The sequence below is a fragment of the Rhizobium sp. SL86 genome, assembly GCF_026672545.1.
Classification (GTDB): domain Bacteria; phylum Pseudomonadota; class Alphaproteobacteria; order Rhizobiales; family Rhizobiaceae; genus Neorhizobium.
In genome coordinates this window covers 77,457-91,891 of record NZ_JAPPRJ010000001.1, presented here as the reverse complement: position 1 = coordinate 91,891, position 14,435 = coordinate 77,457, and the positions used below count along the sequence as shown (strand labels likewise).

At 60.5% G+C, this 14,435-nt stretch carries 13 protein-coding genes and 1 other annotated feature; of the genes, 6 read left to right on the top strand and 7 right to left on the bottom strand.

Annotation, left to right across the window (positions count from 1 at the left end):
- Positions 1 to 4: 4 nt before the first annotated feature.
- The gene (locus tag OU993_RS00485) at positions 5 to 1,435 is read right to left on the bottom strand and encodes a cytochrome P450 (protein ID WP_268153948.1); all 1,431 of its coding nucleotides are present in this window, start codon (positions 1,433 to 1,435) and stop codon (positions 5 to 7) included.
- Positions 1,436 to 1,595: 160 nt separating this feature from the next.
- Positions 1,596 to 1,653, top strand: a sequence feature (sul1 is cis-regulatory element that is thought to sense ions involved in sulfur or methionine metabolism; They are found in Alphaproteobacteria).
- A gap of 71 nt (positions 1,654 to 1,724) precedes the next feature.
- Between OU993_RS00485 and OU993_RS00480 the strand changes: the two genes are divergently transcribed.
- Positions 1,725 to 3,203, top strand: coding sequence for a SulP family inorganic anion transporter (locus OU993_RS00480; protein ID WP_268153946.1), 1,479 nt, complete (start codon positions 1,725 to 1,727; stop codon positions 3,201 to 3,203).
- An 84-nt stretch (positions 3,204 to 3,287) separates the two neighbouring features.
- Here OU993_RS00480 and OU993_RS00475 read toward each other — a convergent pair whose 3' ends face one another.
- Positions 3,288 to 4,478 (bottom strand): hypothetical protein, encoded by a 1,191-nt coding sequence (locus tag OU993_RS00475; RefSeq protein WP_268153944.1) that lies wholly within the window; start codon positions 4,476 to 4,478, stop codon positions 3,288 to 3,290.
- A gap of 187 nt (positions 4,479 to 4,665) precedes the next feature.
- Here OU993_RS00475 and parC point away from each other — a divergent pair, with 187 nt between their 5' ends.
- Positions 4,666 to 6,924: a DNA topoisomerase IV subunit A gene (gene parC / locus OU993_RS00470; RefSeq protein ID WP_268153942.1), complete on the top strand. Its 2,259-nt coding sequence runs from the start codon at positions 4,666 to 4,668 to the stop codon at positions 6,922 to 6,924.
- Positions 6,925 to 6,946: 22 nt separating this feature from the next.
- Here the strand turns inward: parC and OU993_RS00465 are convergent, their stop codons facing one another.
- From OU993_RS00465 to hemB, 5 genes are all read right to left on the bottom strand, one after another.
- Entirely contained in the window at positions 6,947 to 7,345 is a 399-nt protein-coding gene (locus tag OU993_RS00465) for a type II toxin-antitoxin system death-on-curing family toxin (RefSeq protein ID WP_268153940.1), read from the bottom strand.
- Positions 7,342 to 7,563: an AbrB/MazE/SpoVT family DNA-binding domain-containing protein gene (locus OU993_RS00460; RefSeq protein ID WP_268153937.1), complete on the bottom strand. Its 222-nt coding sequence runs from the start codon at positions 7,561 to 7,563 to the stop codon at positions 7,342 to 7,344. Before OU993_RS00460 ends, OU993_RS00465 begins: the two co-directional genes overlap by 4 nt.
- Before the next feature lie 58 nt (positions 7,564 to 7,621).
- Positions 7,622 to 8,386, bottom strand: coding sequence for an arginyltransferase (locus OU993_RS00455; RefSeq protein ID WP_268153935.1), 765 nt, complete (start codon positions 8,384 to 8,386; stop codon positions 7,622 to 7,624).
- 127 nt (positions 8,387 to 8,513) lie between these two features.
- Complete coding sequence (locus OU993_RS00450) at positions 8,514 to 8,972, bottom strand: RDD family protein (protein ID WP_268153933.1); 459 nt, start codon at positions 8,970 to 8,972, stop codon at positions 8,514 to 8,516.
- Positions 8,973 to 9,623: 651 nt separating this feature from the next.
- Complete coding sequence (gene hemB, locus OU993_RS00445) at positions 9,624 to 10,637, bottom strand: porphobilinogen synthase (protein WP_268153931.1); 1,014 nt, start codon at positions 10,635 to 10,637, stop codon at positions 9,624 to 9,626.
- Positions 10,638 to 10,751: 114 nt separating this feature from the next.
- On the opposite strand from hemB, the gene OU993_RS00440 reads away from it, so the two are divergent.
- The 4 genes from OU993_RS00440 (at position 10,752) to OU993_RS00425 (ending at position 14,318) form a co-directional block, all read left to right on the top strand.
- Positions 10,752 to 11,192 (top strand): DUF6163 family protein, encoded by a 441-nt coding sequence (locus OU993_RS00440; protein ID WP_268153929.1) that lies wholly within the window; start codon positions 10,752 to 10,754, stop codon positions 11,190 to 11,192.
- 232 nt (positions 11,193 to 11,424) lie between these two features.
- The gene (gene ldtR / locus OU993_RS00435; protein WP_268157422.1) at positions 11,425 to 11,934 is read left to right on the top strand and encodes a transcriptional regulator LdtR; all 510 of its coding nucleotides are present in this window, start codon (positions 11,425 to 11,427) and stop codon (positions 11,932 to 11,934) included.
- 368 nt (positions 11,935 to 12,302) lie between these two features.
- Positions 12,303 to 13,637, top strand: coding sequence for a L,D-transpeptidase family protein (locus OU993_RS00430; RefSeq protein WP_268153927.1), 1,335 nt, complete (start codon positions 12,303 to 12,305; stop codon positions 13,635 to 13,637).
- Between the two features lie 117 nt (positions 13,638 to 13,754).
- On the top strand, positions 13,755 to 14,318 hold the full coding sequence (locus OU993_RS00425; protein WP_268153925.1) for an NUDIX hydrolase: 564 nt from the start codon (positions 13,755 to 13,757) through the stop codon (positions 14,316 to 14,318).
- Positions 14,319 to 14,435 lie beyond the last annotated feature (117 nt).

The window sequence follows — 14,435 nt, the reverse complement described above, 5'->3', positions numbered from 1 at the left end:
AGGCTCAGGCTCCGGCCGTTCGGCGATGGAGGATGACGGGCAGTCCGCCGCGCGGCCGCAGTGTCAGGCGGCATTGCGGCTCGACGGCATGGCCAGGTTTGACCCGCACGCGAAAATGCTGCGCCAGCGTCGCAAGGCACAGGATCGCCTCCGACAGGCCGAATTGCAGCCCGGGGCAGACACGCGGGCCGGCGGCGAAGGGAATGTAGCTGTAGGGCGTTGGCCGTTCGCTGCCGAGAAAGCGTTCCGGCTTGAAGAGATGCGGGTCCGCAAACAGGCTTTCCGTCCGGTGCAGCAGCCACGGCACGATCATGATCAGCGCTGCCGGCTCCACCGCGACATGCGCCACCTGGTCGGCGGCCGTTGCCTGTCGCGCCAGGATCGGCACCGGCGGATAGAGCCGCAGCGTTTCCTCGATGACGGCCCGGCACCAGTTGAGGTTCGGCACGTCCTCCACCGTCGGTGCGCGCGCGCCGCAGACGCTCTCGATTTCCTGATGAACCGCCTCTTCCACCCAGTGCGCCGACGACAACAGATACCAGGCCCAGGTCAGCGTCGCCGCCGTGGTTTCGTGGCCTGCCATGAAGATGGTCGCGGCCTCGTTGCGCAAGGCCACGACATCCAGGCCGAGTTCCGGGCTCCTCTTCTGCCGGCGGATCAGGAGATCCACCATCGAATTGTTGTCGCCGTGTCCGGCCAGGTGATCCTCGATCACCTTGTCGATGATCCGGTGGATTTTCTTCACCGACCGGCGCAGCGAGGGAGTACGCAGCACCGGAAGCCCATCGTCGGCGCCGAGGAAGTAACCGATGTTCACGGAATCGATCAGCGATTGATAGCTGCTGAACCCGTCCGTGACCGCCTGCGCGCTTTCATGGCCGAGATCGTTGCCGAACACGCTGCGTGAAATGATCTCGGCGGTCAGTCCGGCCATTTCGAAGAGCACGTTGACCTCGGCGCCATCGCCAAGGTTCGTCCAACGCTGCACGAGTTCGCCGGTCGTGCCCGTCATGATCGGCCCGAAGGCGGGCACCCGGTTCTTGTGCACGATGTCGGACACCAGCGGGCGGCGCTGCTTCCAGGTTTCCTTGTCGGAGATGAACAGGCCGTCGCCCAGCAGATATTCCAGCGCACGGCGCATTTGCGGGGACTTGCGCTCGTAATTGTCGTGCCGTTTCGCCACGACATACCGAATCCATTCCGGCGAGTTGACGACGATAACCTGCCGCCCGAGGATTTTCACCGTGCTGATATGTTCGGAAAAATCGCCTCGGCGCCAGATCGACAGGAAATCCGAACGTGCCTGCAGCAACTGCCGAAACGGCTTGCCGGGTGGGCCCGCGTAGAAATCCGCATGGGCCGGTTCGAAATGATGATCCGCGAGATGCTCCGTATAGGAAACGGGCCTGGAAAGCCATTGGAGCATCGCGTCCATCGTCCTCTGCGTGTTGCGCCTGCGATGAGGCGAGGTTTAGCTTATGCGGTCCGGCGGTCAATAGGCTGCGGCGTGAATTGCGCGGCCGGCACGCCCGCTCGGTTCGGCAACCGTGTCAGCATTGCGCCGCAGCAATTTTTTGTCTATGAGCAAGTCATCACCTGGACCCGGGTGCGATCCCCGGGTGGCTCTTCCGGCCGCCGATCCGCCGGACAACGCAAAGCATCTGCCCCGTCTGACCTGGATTTGTCCTCCCGGCCGATGCATTTCTTTTGCGAATTGAACTCCCATGATGTCTTTTTCCACCTATCGCCGCGAATGGTTTTCCAACATTCGGGGCGACATTCTCTCCGGTATCGTCGTCGCCCTCGCGCTCATTCCGGAGGCCATCGGTTTTTCCGTGATTGCCGGCGTCGATCCGAAGGTCGGTCTGTTCGCCTCCTTTGCGATTGCCTGCGTCTCCGCCTTCACCGGCGGGCGTCCCGGCATGATCTCGGCGGCAACCGCTGCCACCGCCGTTCTGATGGTCACCCTCGTCAAGGAACATGGCCTGCAATATCTGTTTGCCGCCACGCTGCTGATGGGGCTTTTGCAGATCCTCGCCGGTCTCGCCAAGCTCGGCCGTGTCATGCGCTTCGTGTCGAAATCGGTGATGACGGGTTTCGTCAATGCACTGGCGATCCTGATCTTCATGGCGCAGCTGCCGGAACTGATCGGTGTGCCGGTCGCCACCTATGTGATGATCGCCGCCGGCCTCGCGATCATCTACCTGTTCCCTTATGTCACGAAGGTCATCCCGTCGCCGCTCGTCGCCATTGTCGTGCTGACGCTCGTCTCGCTGTATGGCGGGCTCGATCTGCGCACCGTCGGCGATCTCGGCGAGCTGCCGTCCAGCCTGCCGATCTTTGCCCTGCCGCAGGTTCCGCTGACCTGGGAGACGCTGCAGATCATCTTTCCTTATTCCGCCGCACTCGCCGCCGTCGGCCTGCTGGAATCGCTTCTCACTGCCCGCATCGTCGATGACATGACGGACACGACGAGTTCCAAGAGCCAGGAATGTATCGGCCAGGGCGCCAGCAACATCGCCTCCGGCCTGATCGGCGGCATGGGCGGCTGTGCGATGATCGGCCAGTCGGTCATCAACGTCTCGTCCGGCGGCCGCGGCCGGCTTTCCACTTTCGTGGCGGGCGCCTTCCTGCTCTTCCTGATCCTGGTACTGGACGACGTCGTAAAAATCATCCCGATGGCGGCCCTTGTCGCGATCATGATCATGGTGTCGATCGGCACCTTTTCCTGGCGTTCGATCCCGGAGCTGAAGAGCAACCCGCTCTCCTCCTCGATCGTCATGCTGGCAACCGTCGTCACGGTGGTTGCGACCCACGATCTCTCGCTCGGTGTTCTGGCCGGCGTGCTGCTCTCCGGCATCTTTTTTGCCGGCAAGGTGGCGAACCTCTTCCACGTCCGTTCGACGCTTGATGGCGGCCACCGGACCTATCGCGTGGATGGCGAGATCTTTTTTGCCTCGACGGAAGGCTTCATTGCCGCTTTCGATTTCGCCGAAACCCTTCAAACGGTCACCATCGACGTTTCCGAGGCACATCTCTGGGACATTTCAGCCGTCGGCGCGCTCGACCAGGTGGTCTTGAAATTCCGCCGCCATGGTGTGGACGTCCATGTGAAGGGGCTGAACGAGGCGAGCAGCCGGATGATCGACCGTTATGCCCTGCACGACAAGGAGCATGCCTCCCTGTCGGCGGCGGCCCATTGAGGCGTTGGGTTGCCAAGGGTTGAAACAAAAAAGGCCGGAGCATTCGTGATGCTCCGGCCTTTTTTGTTCGAAGGGGTGTTCGGATTACTGGTTGGCGGAAACCGTCACGCCCAGCATCTCCGGCAGCGTGTTCGGTGCGGCCTGGGCCGTGCCGATGATCATCGGCAGAGGGATCGGGTTTGCCGGGTCGGCGGAGATGGTAAAGTTCTTCGGATTGTCGATGAAGGTGTTGATCGCCGCCGACAGGCTGTTCTGCAGGGTCGGCATGTTGAGCTGCGCCAGCATCAGCGGCGCCATGCCCTTCACCATCATCGCCATCTGGTCGCCGGAGACCCCTTGTGTCTTGCCGGCAAAGGCGAGGCCACGATTGGTGATGCCGGCATCGTCGAAGCTGATTTCGGCGCTGTTGAAGGTCAGCTGCTGCAGAAGGCCAAGCATGGCAAGGCCGGCGGCCTGCTGGGCGGCTTCCTTGTTCGGATTGGCATCCGCCGCCTTGGCGGTTTCCTGCAGCGACTTGATGAAGGACATCGTGTAGCCGGACAGGCTGAACGCCATATTCAACCGGCCGACTTTGTCGAAATCGAAGGCATATTCGTCGACATTGATCGTGCCGGGCTCGAGCTCCCAACTGCCCTGCATGGTCATCTTGCCGTTCAGCGTTGTCAGGCCCAGGCTTTCGATCGCCTCGCGGGATTTCGGATCGTCGATCGAGGTGAGGTCGGCGGAGATGCCTTCCACAACGCCATCGAAGCCGATGCCGGAATCATCATCCGCCCGCTCCATGGTGAACGAGGTGCGGGAGAGGCCGGCCACCTGCTTGCCGGCAACGGTGATCGACACCGGACCGGTGCTCGCCTCGTCATAGAGCAGCAGCGAATCGAGCGTGCCCTTGGTGGCATCGCCCGGCACGAGGACATTCGTGAGCTTCATGTCGCTCGCCGTGATCGTCGTTTCCTTTTCGCTGAAATTGACGTTCGGGAAGGTGACGCGGGTGATCGAATAGCCGCCATCGTTTTCCTCCTGCACGTCTTCCAGCAGGATGTCGCCGACCGTGACGCGCTCGCCGCCCTTGGCATCGCCGAGCGACACGCCCTTCAGGGTGACGTTGGAGCCGGTCACATCGACGCCCGTCACCTCGAGGTTGCCGGGCTCCAGGTTGGAGGCCGCGGTGATCTTGCGCAGGAGATCCTGCCCGTCGAGCGCGAAGGCCGGAGAAGATAAAAGGGCAAACGTGACACCGGCCCACAAAAGCCGGCTGGATCGGGTACGGATCATCGGGGTCCTCCTGCAGCCGCCTTGGCCGCCGTTAACAATCGGATGCATGTTATATGCGTGGATCTTGAAACGTCTATGGTGCTTCAATCGAAGAAATGTGGGCGAAGCATGGTTTGCAGGCCGCTCATCCACAGGCGGTTTCGCAGGATTTGTTGCCGGGAATCAGGCTTTCCGGTAGTCAAGCCCCATGGGACAGACTGTGACACCTCCGCCCGGTGACGGCGACGACAATATCCTGCCGGTCGATCTGAAGGCGGCGCTGGAAGAGCGCTACCTCGCTTATGCGCTGTCGACCATCATGCACCGGGCGTTGCCCGACGTGCGCGACGGCTTGAAGCCGGTGCATCGCCGCATCATCCACGCCATGAGCGAGATGGGCATTCGCCCCAACTCGGCCTTCAAGAAGTGCGCCCGTATCGTCGGTGACGTGATCGGTAAGTTCCACCCGCATGGCGACCAGTCGGTCTATGATGCGCTGGTGCGTCTCGCGCAGGATTTCTCGCAGCGGTACCCGGTCGTCGACGGGCAGGGGAATTTCGGCAATATCGACGGCGATAGTGCTGCCGCCTACCGATACACCGAAGCACGCATGACCGATGTCGCGGCGCTGCTTCTCGAAGGTGTCGACCAGGATGCCGTCGATTTCCGCCCGACCTATAACGAGGAAGACGAAGAGCCGACGGTTCTGCCGGGCGCCTTCCCGAACCTGCTTGCCAATGGCGCTTCGGGCATTGCGGTCGGCATGGCCACCTCCATTCCGCCGCACAATGCGCATGAACTTTGCGATGCGGCGCTGCATCTCATCAAACATCCGGATGCGCCCGTCGAAAAGCTGGTGGAATTTGTTCCCGGACCGGACATGCCGACCGGCGGCATCATCATCGACAGCCGCGAACAGATCATCGAGGCCTACAAGACCGGTCGCGGCGGTTTTCGCGTGCGCGCCAAATGGGAGACGGAGGATCTCGGCCGCGGCGGTTACCAGATCGTCATCACGGAAATTCCCTACCAGGTGCAGAAGTCGCGGCTGATCGAAAAGATCGCCGAGCTTCTGGTGGCCCGCAAGCTGCCGCTGCTCGAAGACATCCGCGACGAATCGGCCGAAGATATCCGTGTCGTGCTGGTGCCGAAGAGCCGCACCGTTGATGCGACGCTCCTGATGGAATCGCTGTTCCGCCTGACGGAACTCGAAAGCCGCTTCCCGCTGAACATGAACGTGCTTTCCATGGGCCGCGTGCCCAAGGTGATGGCGCTCAACGAGGTTCTGCTGGAATGGCTGCAGCACCGCAAGGACGTGCTGATCCGCCGCTCGCGCTTCCGGCTTGCCGCGATCGACCGGCGCCTGGAAATCCTCGGCGGCCTGCTGATCGCCTATCTCAACCTCGACGAGGTGATCCGCATCATCCGCGAGGAGGACGAACCGAAGCCGGTGATGGTTGCCAAATGGGATCTCACCGACATCCAGGTCGAAGCCATCCTCAACATGCGGCTGCGCAATCTGCGCAAGCTGGAGGAGTTCGAGATCCGCAAGGAATTCGATGAACTCAGCCAGGAAAAGGCCGATATCGAGGCGCTGCTGGCCTCCGACGACAAGCAGTGGAAGGTCATCGAACACGAGATCCAGGATGTTCGGAAAAACTTTGCCAAGGGCCGCGGCAAGCCGTTTGCCCGCCTGACGCAGTTTGCCGAAGCCCCTGATGCCGATGTCGAGGCCATCCAGCAGGCGATGATCGAAAAGGAACCGATCACCGTCGTGATTTCCCAGAAGGGCTGGATCCGTGCGCTGAAGGGCCATATTGCCGATACCGCAAGCCTGACCTTTAAGGAAGGCGATGCGCTGAGGCTCGCTTTCCCGGCACAGACCACCGACAAGCTTCTGCTGCTGACGACGGGCGGCAAGGCCTATACGCTCGGCGCCGACAAGCTGCCCGGCGGGCGTGGTCATGGCGAGCCGATCCGCATCATGGTCGACATGGAAAACGACCAGGACGTGCTGACCGCCTTCGTCCACGATCCGTCGCGCAAGCTGCTCCTCTCCTCCACCGCAGGCAACGGCTTCATCGTGCCGGAGACGGAACTCGTCGCCAATACCCGCAAGGGCAAGCAGGTGATGAATGTGGCGATGCCGGACGAGGCGAAGCTCGTCGTGGCGGTCTCGGGCGATCATCTGGCTGTCGTTGGCGAAAACCGCAAGCTGGTGGTCTTCCCGCTGTCGCAGGTGCCGGAAATGAGCCGCGGCAAGGGTGTTCGCCTGCAGCGCTACAAGGATGGCGGCATTTCCGACGCGAAATGTTTTGCGCTGGCCGACGGCCTGACCTGGGAAGATTCGGCCGGCCGGGTCTTCAGCAAGAACAAGGACGAACTTCTGGAGTGGATGGGCGACCGCGCCACCGCCGGCCGCGCCGTCCCGAAGGGTTTTCCGCGAAGCGGCAAGTTCAGCGGGTGAGGGGAGGAAGACTGGTTTGCGCTTAATCCTGTGAGGGATAGGGCACTGTGTGGTCACGCAGGAAGCGCGCCGCACCCTCTTCGTCAATTTCTCCTGCCGCGACGGACATGACGAAGGAGAACAGGGCCCCATCACTGGTTTCGATCAGCAGACCATTTTCCATCAGGAAGACACCGGCAGCGACAATGGCGATACGTTTGTTGCCATCGACGAAGGCGTGGTTTTTGGCCAGCCCGAAGAAATAGGCGGCTGCCAACTCGATGAGATCTTCGCAGCCATATGCGTGACGATTGACGGGTCGCGCCAAGTCCGATTCCAGGGCCCCGACATCACGTAAACCGTCTGCGCCGCCAAAGCGAAGAATTTGCCGCTTCTGGAGTTCGATGACCAGGGGAGCAGAAAGAAAACGGATCGCGCTCATTCGGCGAGCTTTTTCAGAGCAACTTTGTATTTTTCCATCAGGAATTCTGCTGCAGCCAGTTGACGCTGAAAATCACCGTCACTCGGCCGCATGGTCACCACACCCGACTCTTCCTTCAGTTCGAGCGTGTCGCCAGCGCGGACGCCCAGGCGATCAAGAACTTCCTTCGGAATGATGATGCCTTCGGAATTGCCGATCTTGCGTACGGTCACGTTCATCAGAGCGCTCCATATTGTAACCGTGTTATAATATGGAGCTTTGCGCGCAGCAATCCGCTCACCCTTCGCTGCCATCCTCGGCATACCGTTCCCAGCCGCGTGGGGTCAGGTGTTCCTGCGGCTGGTAGCGGGTTTTGTAGTGCATCTTCTGCGACCCCTTGACCCAATAGCCGAGATAGACATGCGGCAGGCCCAGCTGGCGGGTGCGCAGGATGTGGTCGAGGATCATGTACGTTCCGAGCGAGCGGCGCTCCATCTTCGGGTTGAAGAAGGAATAGACCATCGACACGCCGTCGCTCATCAGGTCGGTCAGTGCAACGGCAATGAGTTCGCCCTTCGGCTGGTCGCCGATACCGGCCCCGGGCACCCGCTTGCGGTATTCGATCAGCCGCGTGTTCACATGCGTATCTTCCACCATGATCGCATAATCGAGGGCCGACATGTCCGACATGCCGCCGCGCTGGTGGCGGTCGTCGAGATATTTGCGGAAGAGGACGAACTGTTCGGTGGTCGGCTGGGCCGGGCTCATCGTGCCGACGAGATCGTCGTTTTCCGCAAGCACCCGGCGCATGTTGCGGCTCAGCGAAAATTCGCCGGCAAGGATGCGCACGGAGACGCAGGCGCGACAGCCCTCGCAGGCAGGACGATAGGCGATGTTCTGCGAGCGTCGAAAGCCGCCCTGGGTCAGCAGATCGTTCATCTCGGCCGCCCGTGGACCGACAAGATGGGTAAACACCTTCCGCTCCATCTCGCCGGAAAGGTAGGGGCACGCTGCCGGAGCCGTCAGATAGAACTGCGGTGAGGGCGTCGCCTGTGTATTCATCCGAGCAAATCGACCCTTGCTGCTGACCGAGATGGCGACTGTTCGCCACCGTCAATCAGGATAGCATGGCGCAAGTTTGTGAAAGGTCAACCGCCGGTTTGGCGCAGCCGGCGGGAACTTTGGTCGATCAGTTGGTCCGCACCATCACGGTACCGAGCAGCAGGTCGTGCACCAGCCGCGAACGCTCGATGAACAGGCCGGCGAGCAGGATCAGCGGCGTCAGCACCGAATTGAGAATCCAGAACAGCACCATGTGCACGACGGCGGTGAGAAAATCGATTCGCCGCCCATCGAGGCGCATCATGGCGATGCCGGCCGCCCGCATGCCCGGGCTTGCCTGCGTGCGACCGCCGACCGTCATGCCGAAATAAAGCAACGCGACGATGACAAACAGCGCAGGATAAAGGAACCAGCCGAGACCGAGCGTGACGACGCCAAGGAAGAAGACCACCACGGCCGCCGGAATGCAAAGCAGCAGCACCAGCAGGTAATCGATGATGAAGGCGAAGATGCGCCGCGAGAGCACGCCGCTGTAGGCGCGCCAATCCTCCGGTGCGGCAACGACGGGCTGGTTCTCGAACGACATCTGTCAGGTCTCCTTGTGGACTGCCGAAGGATATGGGAACTCCGCATGCCTTTCACAATAGAGTTCGCGTGTTTGCCACGGGGTCGATCTCCGCTAAACGGGCAGCTTTACCCCGCCGTCCGCAGACTGATCGAGAGCCATCAAAAAGTTATTCAAGCTGTCAAAGACGTATTTTGCATCAAGTCTAAAGCAAATAGGTAAGCTGCGCCCTTGGGCGAATTCAATGAAAAAATGATTAGGGTTATTGAATAGATATAGATTTAAGTATGTTGTATGGTCGTTAATTATTACAAATTTATGGATTGCATCTCTAGTGCGTGGGCTGAATGAAGGTAAATTCCCGTGGAAATTTAAATTTTCAGGTTTGCATTCTAAGTATTCTACAAATTCTCGTATGTTTTTCTTAAGTACGTAAACATCTATGGGTCGAAAATAAAGGCAAAAATAACTCCAGCCATATTTTGAATACAGGAAAACAGTGTCCCGCCTGCCGGGGCATTTAAAATATTGTAGCTCTGAGAAAAAATCGTGTGATCCATCAAATAATACAAAGCTGTTCGTTAGGGTATAACCCCTAATATTTAGGAGGAGATTTCGCAAAAAGAGCACTTAACAACTCCCATCGACTATGTGTCGCTCAGCCCCGGCCTCCTATTGCCCTTGCAGCTTGCGTGCCACATCCATGGCGAAATAGGTGAGGATGCCGTCGCAGCCGGCGCGTTTGAAGCAGAGCAGCGTCTCCATCATGATCCGCTCGCCGTCGATCCAGCCGTTCATCGCGGCCGCCTTGATCTGCGTATATTCGCCGGAGACCTGATAGGCGAAGGTCGGCAGGCCGAACGCCTCCTTCATCCGCCAGCAGATGTCGAGATAGGCGATGCCGGGTTTCACCATCAGCATGTCGGCGCCTTCCTCGACGTCCATAGCCGCATCGCGGATGGCTTCCGTGCCGTTGGCCGGGCTGATGTAATAGCTGTTCTTGTCGCCCTTTAAGAGGCCGCCGGTGTTGATCGCCTCGCGATAGGGCCCGTAGAAGCCGGAGGAGAATTTCGTCGCATAGGACATGATGCCGACGTCCTGGTGACCGCTCGCATCGAGCGCCCGGCGAATGGCGCCGATGCGCCCGTCCATCATCTCCGAGGGGGCAATGATGTCCGCACCGGCATCCGCCTGCATCACGGCGGCACGCGCCACCTGGTCCACCGTCTCGTCGTTGACGATCACCCCGTCGCGCAAAATGCCGTCATGGCCATGGCTGGTGAACGGGTCGAGCGCCACGTCGGTGATGAGGCCGATGTTCGGTACCGCCTTTTTCACCGCGCGGGTGAACTGGTTGATCAGGTTGTCGCGCGCGAGAATTTCGGACCCGGTCGGATCGCGTTTTTCCATCTCCACGTCGGGGAAGGGGGCAATCGCCGGAATGCCGAGATCGGCGGCTTCCCGGATCGCTTCCACCGCCTTGTCGATGCTCATGCGGTTGACGCCCGGCATGGCCCGGATCGGATCGATGATGTTGTCGCCCGGAACGATGAAGATCGGCCAGATCAGGTCATCCACCGTCAGGCGGTTTTCCTGCACGAGACGGCGCGTCCAGTCGGCCTTGCGGTTGCGCCGCATGCGGCGGTGACCGGTGATCTCGTCTACAAGATGTGTCTTGTCGTTCATGGCAGCCTCTTTCTTCAGCATGTGCGACGGGTTTACCATGCCTTTTCAACAAATGCGAAGCGCCGCTCTGCCGCACGCTGGCAGGACGGGCCAAAGGCCGCTATCTTGAAAGTCATGGACGCTGATTCACCCGCAACGCCGAAACGCAGCCTGACCGAGATCCTTTTCGTGATCTTCCTCCGGCTGATCGCGATCGTGTGCTTCTGGTTCGGCCTGCAATATTGGGCCATGCTCGTCGGCTACACCTACGATGGCCGCGCCCGATTTGATCTCTTGAGCCTTCCCTGGCGTGCCGCGGCCTCCGCGCTCGCGGTGGCCTATCCGGTTGTGTCGCTCGGTCTGTGGATGTCGGCCTCCTGGGGCGCGGTGCTCTGGGTCATTGCCGCGGGCACGCAGGTGCTGATGTTCCAGGTGTGGCCGGAAATCTTCGGCCACAATTTCGTCCTGCCGCTGCTCCACGGGCTGGTGGCGGCGCTTTATATCGTCTTCCGGCTGGCGCTTTTCCTCGAAGAACGCCGCAAGATGGAAGAACGGGTAAGGGTTGATTTACCCTGATTCTCAAGCTTTGAAGGCTTGTTTTTATCCACAGTTTCGGACGTAAGTCGTTGACGAACAACGGTTAATTATTTTCGCCTCCGATCCGTTGGAAAGAGCCGCATCCGGTCCGATCCGCCGTTAAGAGGCTGTTAGCCGTGTGTTTTAAGTCGAATTTTATGCGCTTTCGATAGTGTCACTCACAAGGCGGGAAGAAACAAACACCGCCAAACAAAACAGTGAGGCAGACATGTTGAACACCAAGATCAAGCCGCAGGCAACTGCAGCCGACGCCCATGAAGAAGCCCTTCATAATCTCTACCTGGAGTCGCTCCACCTGGTCGAACGTCTCCATCGCCGCCTGCTCGACGTCATCAAGGACGAATTCGACCGCCAGGGCCGCGACGACGTCAACGCCGTCCAGGCATTGCTTCTCTTCAACATCGGCAATTCCGAGCTGACCGCCGGTGAACTGCGCTCTCGCGGTTATTACCTCGGCTCCAACGTTTCCTACAACGTCAAGAAGCTGGTCGACCTCGGTCTCATCAACCACCAGCGGTCGCGCATCGACCGCCGTTCGGTCCGCATCAGCCTCACCAAGACCGGTCAGGAAATCGCCGAAGTGGTCGCCAAGCTTTATGAACGCCACATCGGTTCGATCGAAAAGGTCGGCGGCATCGGCGAAAGCGAGTTCAACCAGATGAACAAGCTTCTGCAGCGCCTCGACCGCTTCTGGAACGACCAGATCATGTACCGTCTCTGAGCCAAGGCTCAGGAGGCGTGGGATCTGATCCACCAGTCCCCCATCGCCGCTGACAAGACAAACCTCCAGTCGCGATCAAAACCGGATGCGTCCCCTGCGCATCCGGTTTTTGCGTTTTGGCCGCGGACTGTGGCGGGCGGGTCACGGTTCAACACAGGGATGTGAGAAGGTTACAACTGACAACAATTGGCCATATTGCTATGGGAGCGCAGAGGCCAACCGAACAAGAGCGTTGAAGCGGGCGTATGGGCCGCGTGCATGGCGCAAGACGCCGTCTGCCACCGGCCCAAACGGGCAAACGACCCTTTGTTAACCATATCGCTGTAGGCACTTGAAGTTGAGTGTTTGCGGACAAACTGGATCGAATGATGTCGAAAAAAAGCGAAGCCGAAATGATCTCCCGCCGCACCCTGCTGCGGTCCGCTGTTTCCCTCGGGGCTGCATCCATCGCCGCGCCCGTGCTGGCCCAGGACACGTTGCAGGATATCATCTCGGCGCCGCGCCGCGGTACCTGGGATGACCAGTTCGACGCGACCGCGGCATCGCGCACCGCCGCCACCGTGACCTCCAACAATCCGGTGCTCGGCCCCATGGGACCGGCCAACATCCAGCAGGCGATTCTCCAGTACCAGCAGATCGTGGCCGCCGGCGGCTGGCCGCAGGTGACACCCGTGCAGCAGGGCTTGCGTCTCGGTGCCGCCGAACCCTCCGTCCAGCAGCTGCGTCAGCGCCTGATGATTTCCGGCGACATGCCGCAGTCGGTTGGCATGTCGAATTCCTTCGATTCCTACGTTGACGGTGCCGTCAAGCGCTTCCAGGCCCGTCACGGCCTGCCGGCGGATGGCGTGCTGGGCGAGTTCACGCTGAAGGCGATGAACATTCCGGCCGATGTGCGCCTCAACCAGCTGAACACCAACCTCGTGCGGCTGCAGTCCATGGCGGGCGATCTCGGTCCGCGCTACATGATGGTCAACATCCCGGCCGCCTATGTCGAAGCCGTCGAAAACGAGCGTGTGGCCCTGCGCAACACCGCCGTCGTCGGCCGCATCGACCGCCCGACGCACACCATCAATTCCAAGGTCTACGAGGTCATCCTCAACCCGTACTGGACGGCGCCGCGCTCGATCGTCGAAAAAGACATCGTGCCCCTGATGCGCAAGGACCCGACCTACCTCACGCGCAACAACATCCGCCTCATTGATGGCAAGGGCAACGAGGTTGCGCCGGAAACGGTCGACTGGTTCGCGCCGAAGGCCCCCAACCTGATGTTCCGTCAGGACCCGGGCAAGATCAACGCTATGGCGTCCACCAAGATCAACTTCCACAATCCGAACAACGAATACATGCACGACACGCCCCAGCAGGGCCTGTTCAACAAGCTGATGCGCTTCGAATCGTCCGGCTGCATGCGTGTCCAGAACGTCCGCGATCTGGTGACCTGGTTGCTGCGCGACACCCCCGGCTGGTCGCGCCAGGAAATCGAGCGCGTCATCAACGCCCGCGTCAACACGCCGATCAAGCTGGCCCAGGAAGTGCCGGTCTACATCGTCTACATCACCGCCTGGTCCGCAAAGGATGGCGTCGTGCAGTTCCGCGACGACATCTACCAGCGTGACGGCGCAACCGAACTGGCGCTGCAGACCAAATATGGCGTCGAGCAGAGCGCCGGCTCCATCGACGACGACATGCTGCCCGCGCAGTAACGTCCGCAGACCTTTTGTGTCTTCCATGGCTGCCTTGCAAGAGGCGGCCATTTTCATATCGGCGGCTGGCGCATAGAACGCGGGCGACGACGCACAGCAAGGCAGGGAACGGGCGCAATGACGGAAAAGACGTGGACGGTGGTGGCTTCGGACCAGCTCCTGAAGGATCGCTGGATCGATCTCAGAGCCGATGTCTGCCGGACGCCGTCGGGCGCCGAAATCGCACCCTACTACGTCCTGTCCTATTCCGACTGGGTGCACATCGTGGCAATCACCACCGATGACGAGGTTGTGCTGGTGCGCCAGTATCGCCACGGCGTCGGCAAATGGGTGACCGAACTTCCGGGCGGCATGGCCGATCCGGAGGATATATCGCTTGCGGAGGCCGCCGCCCGCGAGCTTCTCGAAGAAACCGGCTACCGCGCGACGGAAACGCCGCAATTGATCGCCTCGCTCGACGCCAATCCCGCCACCCATACCAATCGCGTCCATACGTTTCTCGCACGCAATGTCGTTTTCGATCGCCCACCGGCACTGGAAGCGGGCGAGGAGGGCATGCGCGTCCTGCTGATGCCGATGGCTGGAGTGGTCGGGGCGCTGCGCAGCGGAGAGATCAGCCAGGCGATGCATGTTGCCGGGCTCTCGCTGGCGCTCTTGCAGGCAGGTTACCTGCGCGCCTGAGGCGTCCGCACAGGTGATGTTTCGCGCCCATGTGCCACTGGCACGTCACTTCTTCTTATGATGCCCGGCATGGGCACCGGAAGTTGTTGCTAAGGACGGCGGATTTCCTCATTCCCG

Excerpts from the sequence above, each read along its gene's own strand:
- OU993_RS00485 (WP_268153948.1), bottom strand. The coding sequence starts at position 1,435 with ATGGACGCGATGCTCCAATGGCTTTCCAGGCCCGTTTCCTATACGGAG.
- OU993_RS00480 (WP_268153946.1), top strand. The coding sequence starts at position 1,725 with ATGATGTCTTTTTCCACCTATCGCCGCGAATGGTTTTCCAACATTCGG.
- OU993_RS00475 (WP_268153944.1), bottom strand. The coding sequence starts at position 4,478 with ATGATCCGTACCCGATCCAGCCGGCTTTTGTGGGCCGGTGTCACGTTT.
- parC (WP_268153942.1), top strand. The coding sequence starts at position 4,666 with ATGGGACAGACTGTGACACCTCCGCCCGGTGACGGCGACGACAATATC.
- OU993_RS00465 (WP_268153940.1), bottom strand. The coding sequence starts at position 7,345 with ATGAGCGCGATCCGTTTTCTTTCTGCTCCCCTGGTCATCGAACTCCAG.
- OU993_RS00460 (WP_268153937.1), bottom strand. The coding sequence starts at position 7,563 with ATGAACGTGACCGTACGCAAGATCGGCAATTCCGAAGGCATCATCATT.
- OU993_RS00455 (WP_268153935.1), bottom strand. The coding sequence starts at position 8,386 with ATGAATACACAGGCGACGCCCTCACCGCAGTTCTATCTGACGGCTCCG.
- OU993_RS00450 (WP_268153933.1), bottom strand. The coding sequence starts at position 8,972 with ATGTCGTTCGAGAACCAGCCCGTCGTTGCCGCACCGGAGGATTGGCGC.
- hemB (WP_268153931.1), bottom strand. The coding sequence starts at position 10,637 with ATGAACGACAAGACACATCTTGTAGACGAGATCACCGGTCACCGCCGC.
- OU993_RS00440 (WP_268153929.1), top strand. The coding sequence starts at position 10,752 with ATGGACGCTGATTCACCCGCAACGCCGAAACGCAGCCTGACCGAGATC.
- OU993_RS00430 (WP_268153927.1), top strand. The coding sequence starts at position 12,303 with ATGTCGAAAAAAAGCGAAGCCGAAATGATCTCCCGCCGCACCCTGCTG.
- OU993_RS00425 (WP_268153925.1), top strand. The coding sequence starts at position 13,755 with ATGACGGAAAAGACGTGGACGGTGGTGGCTTCGGACCAGCTCCTGAAG.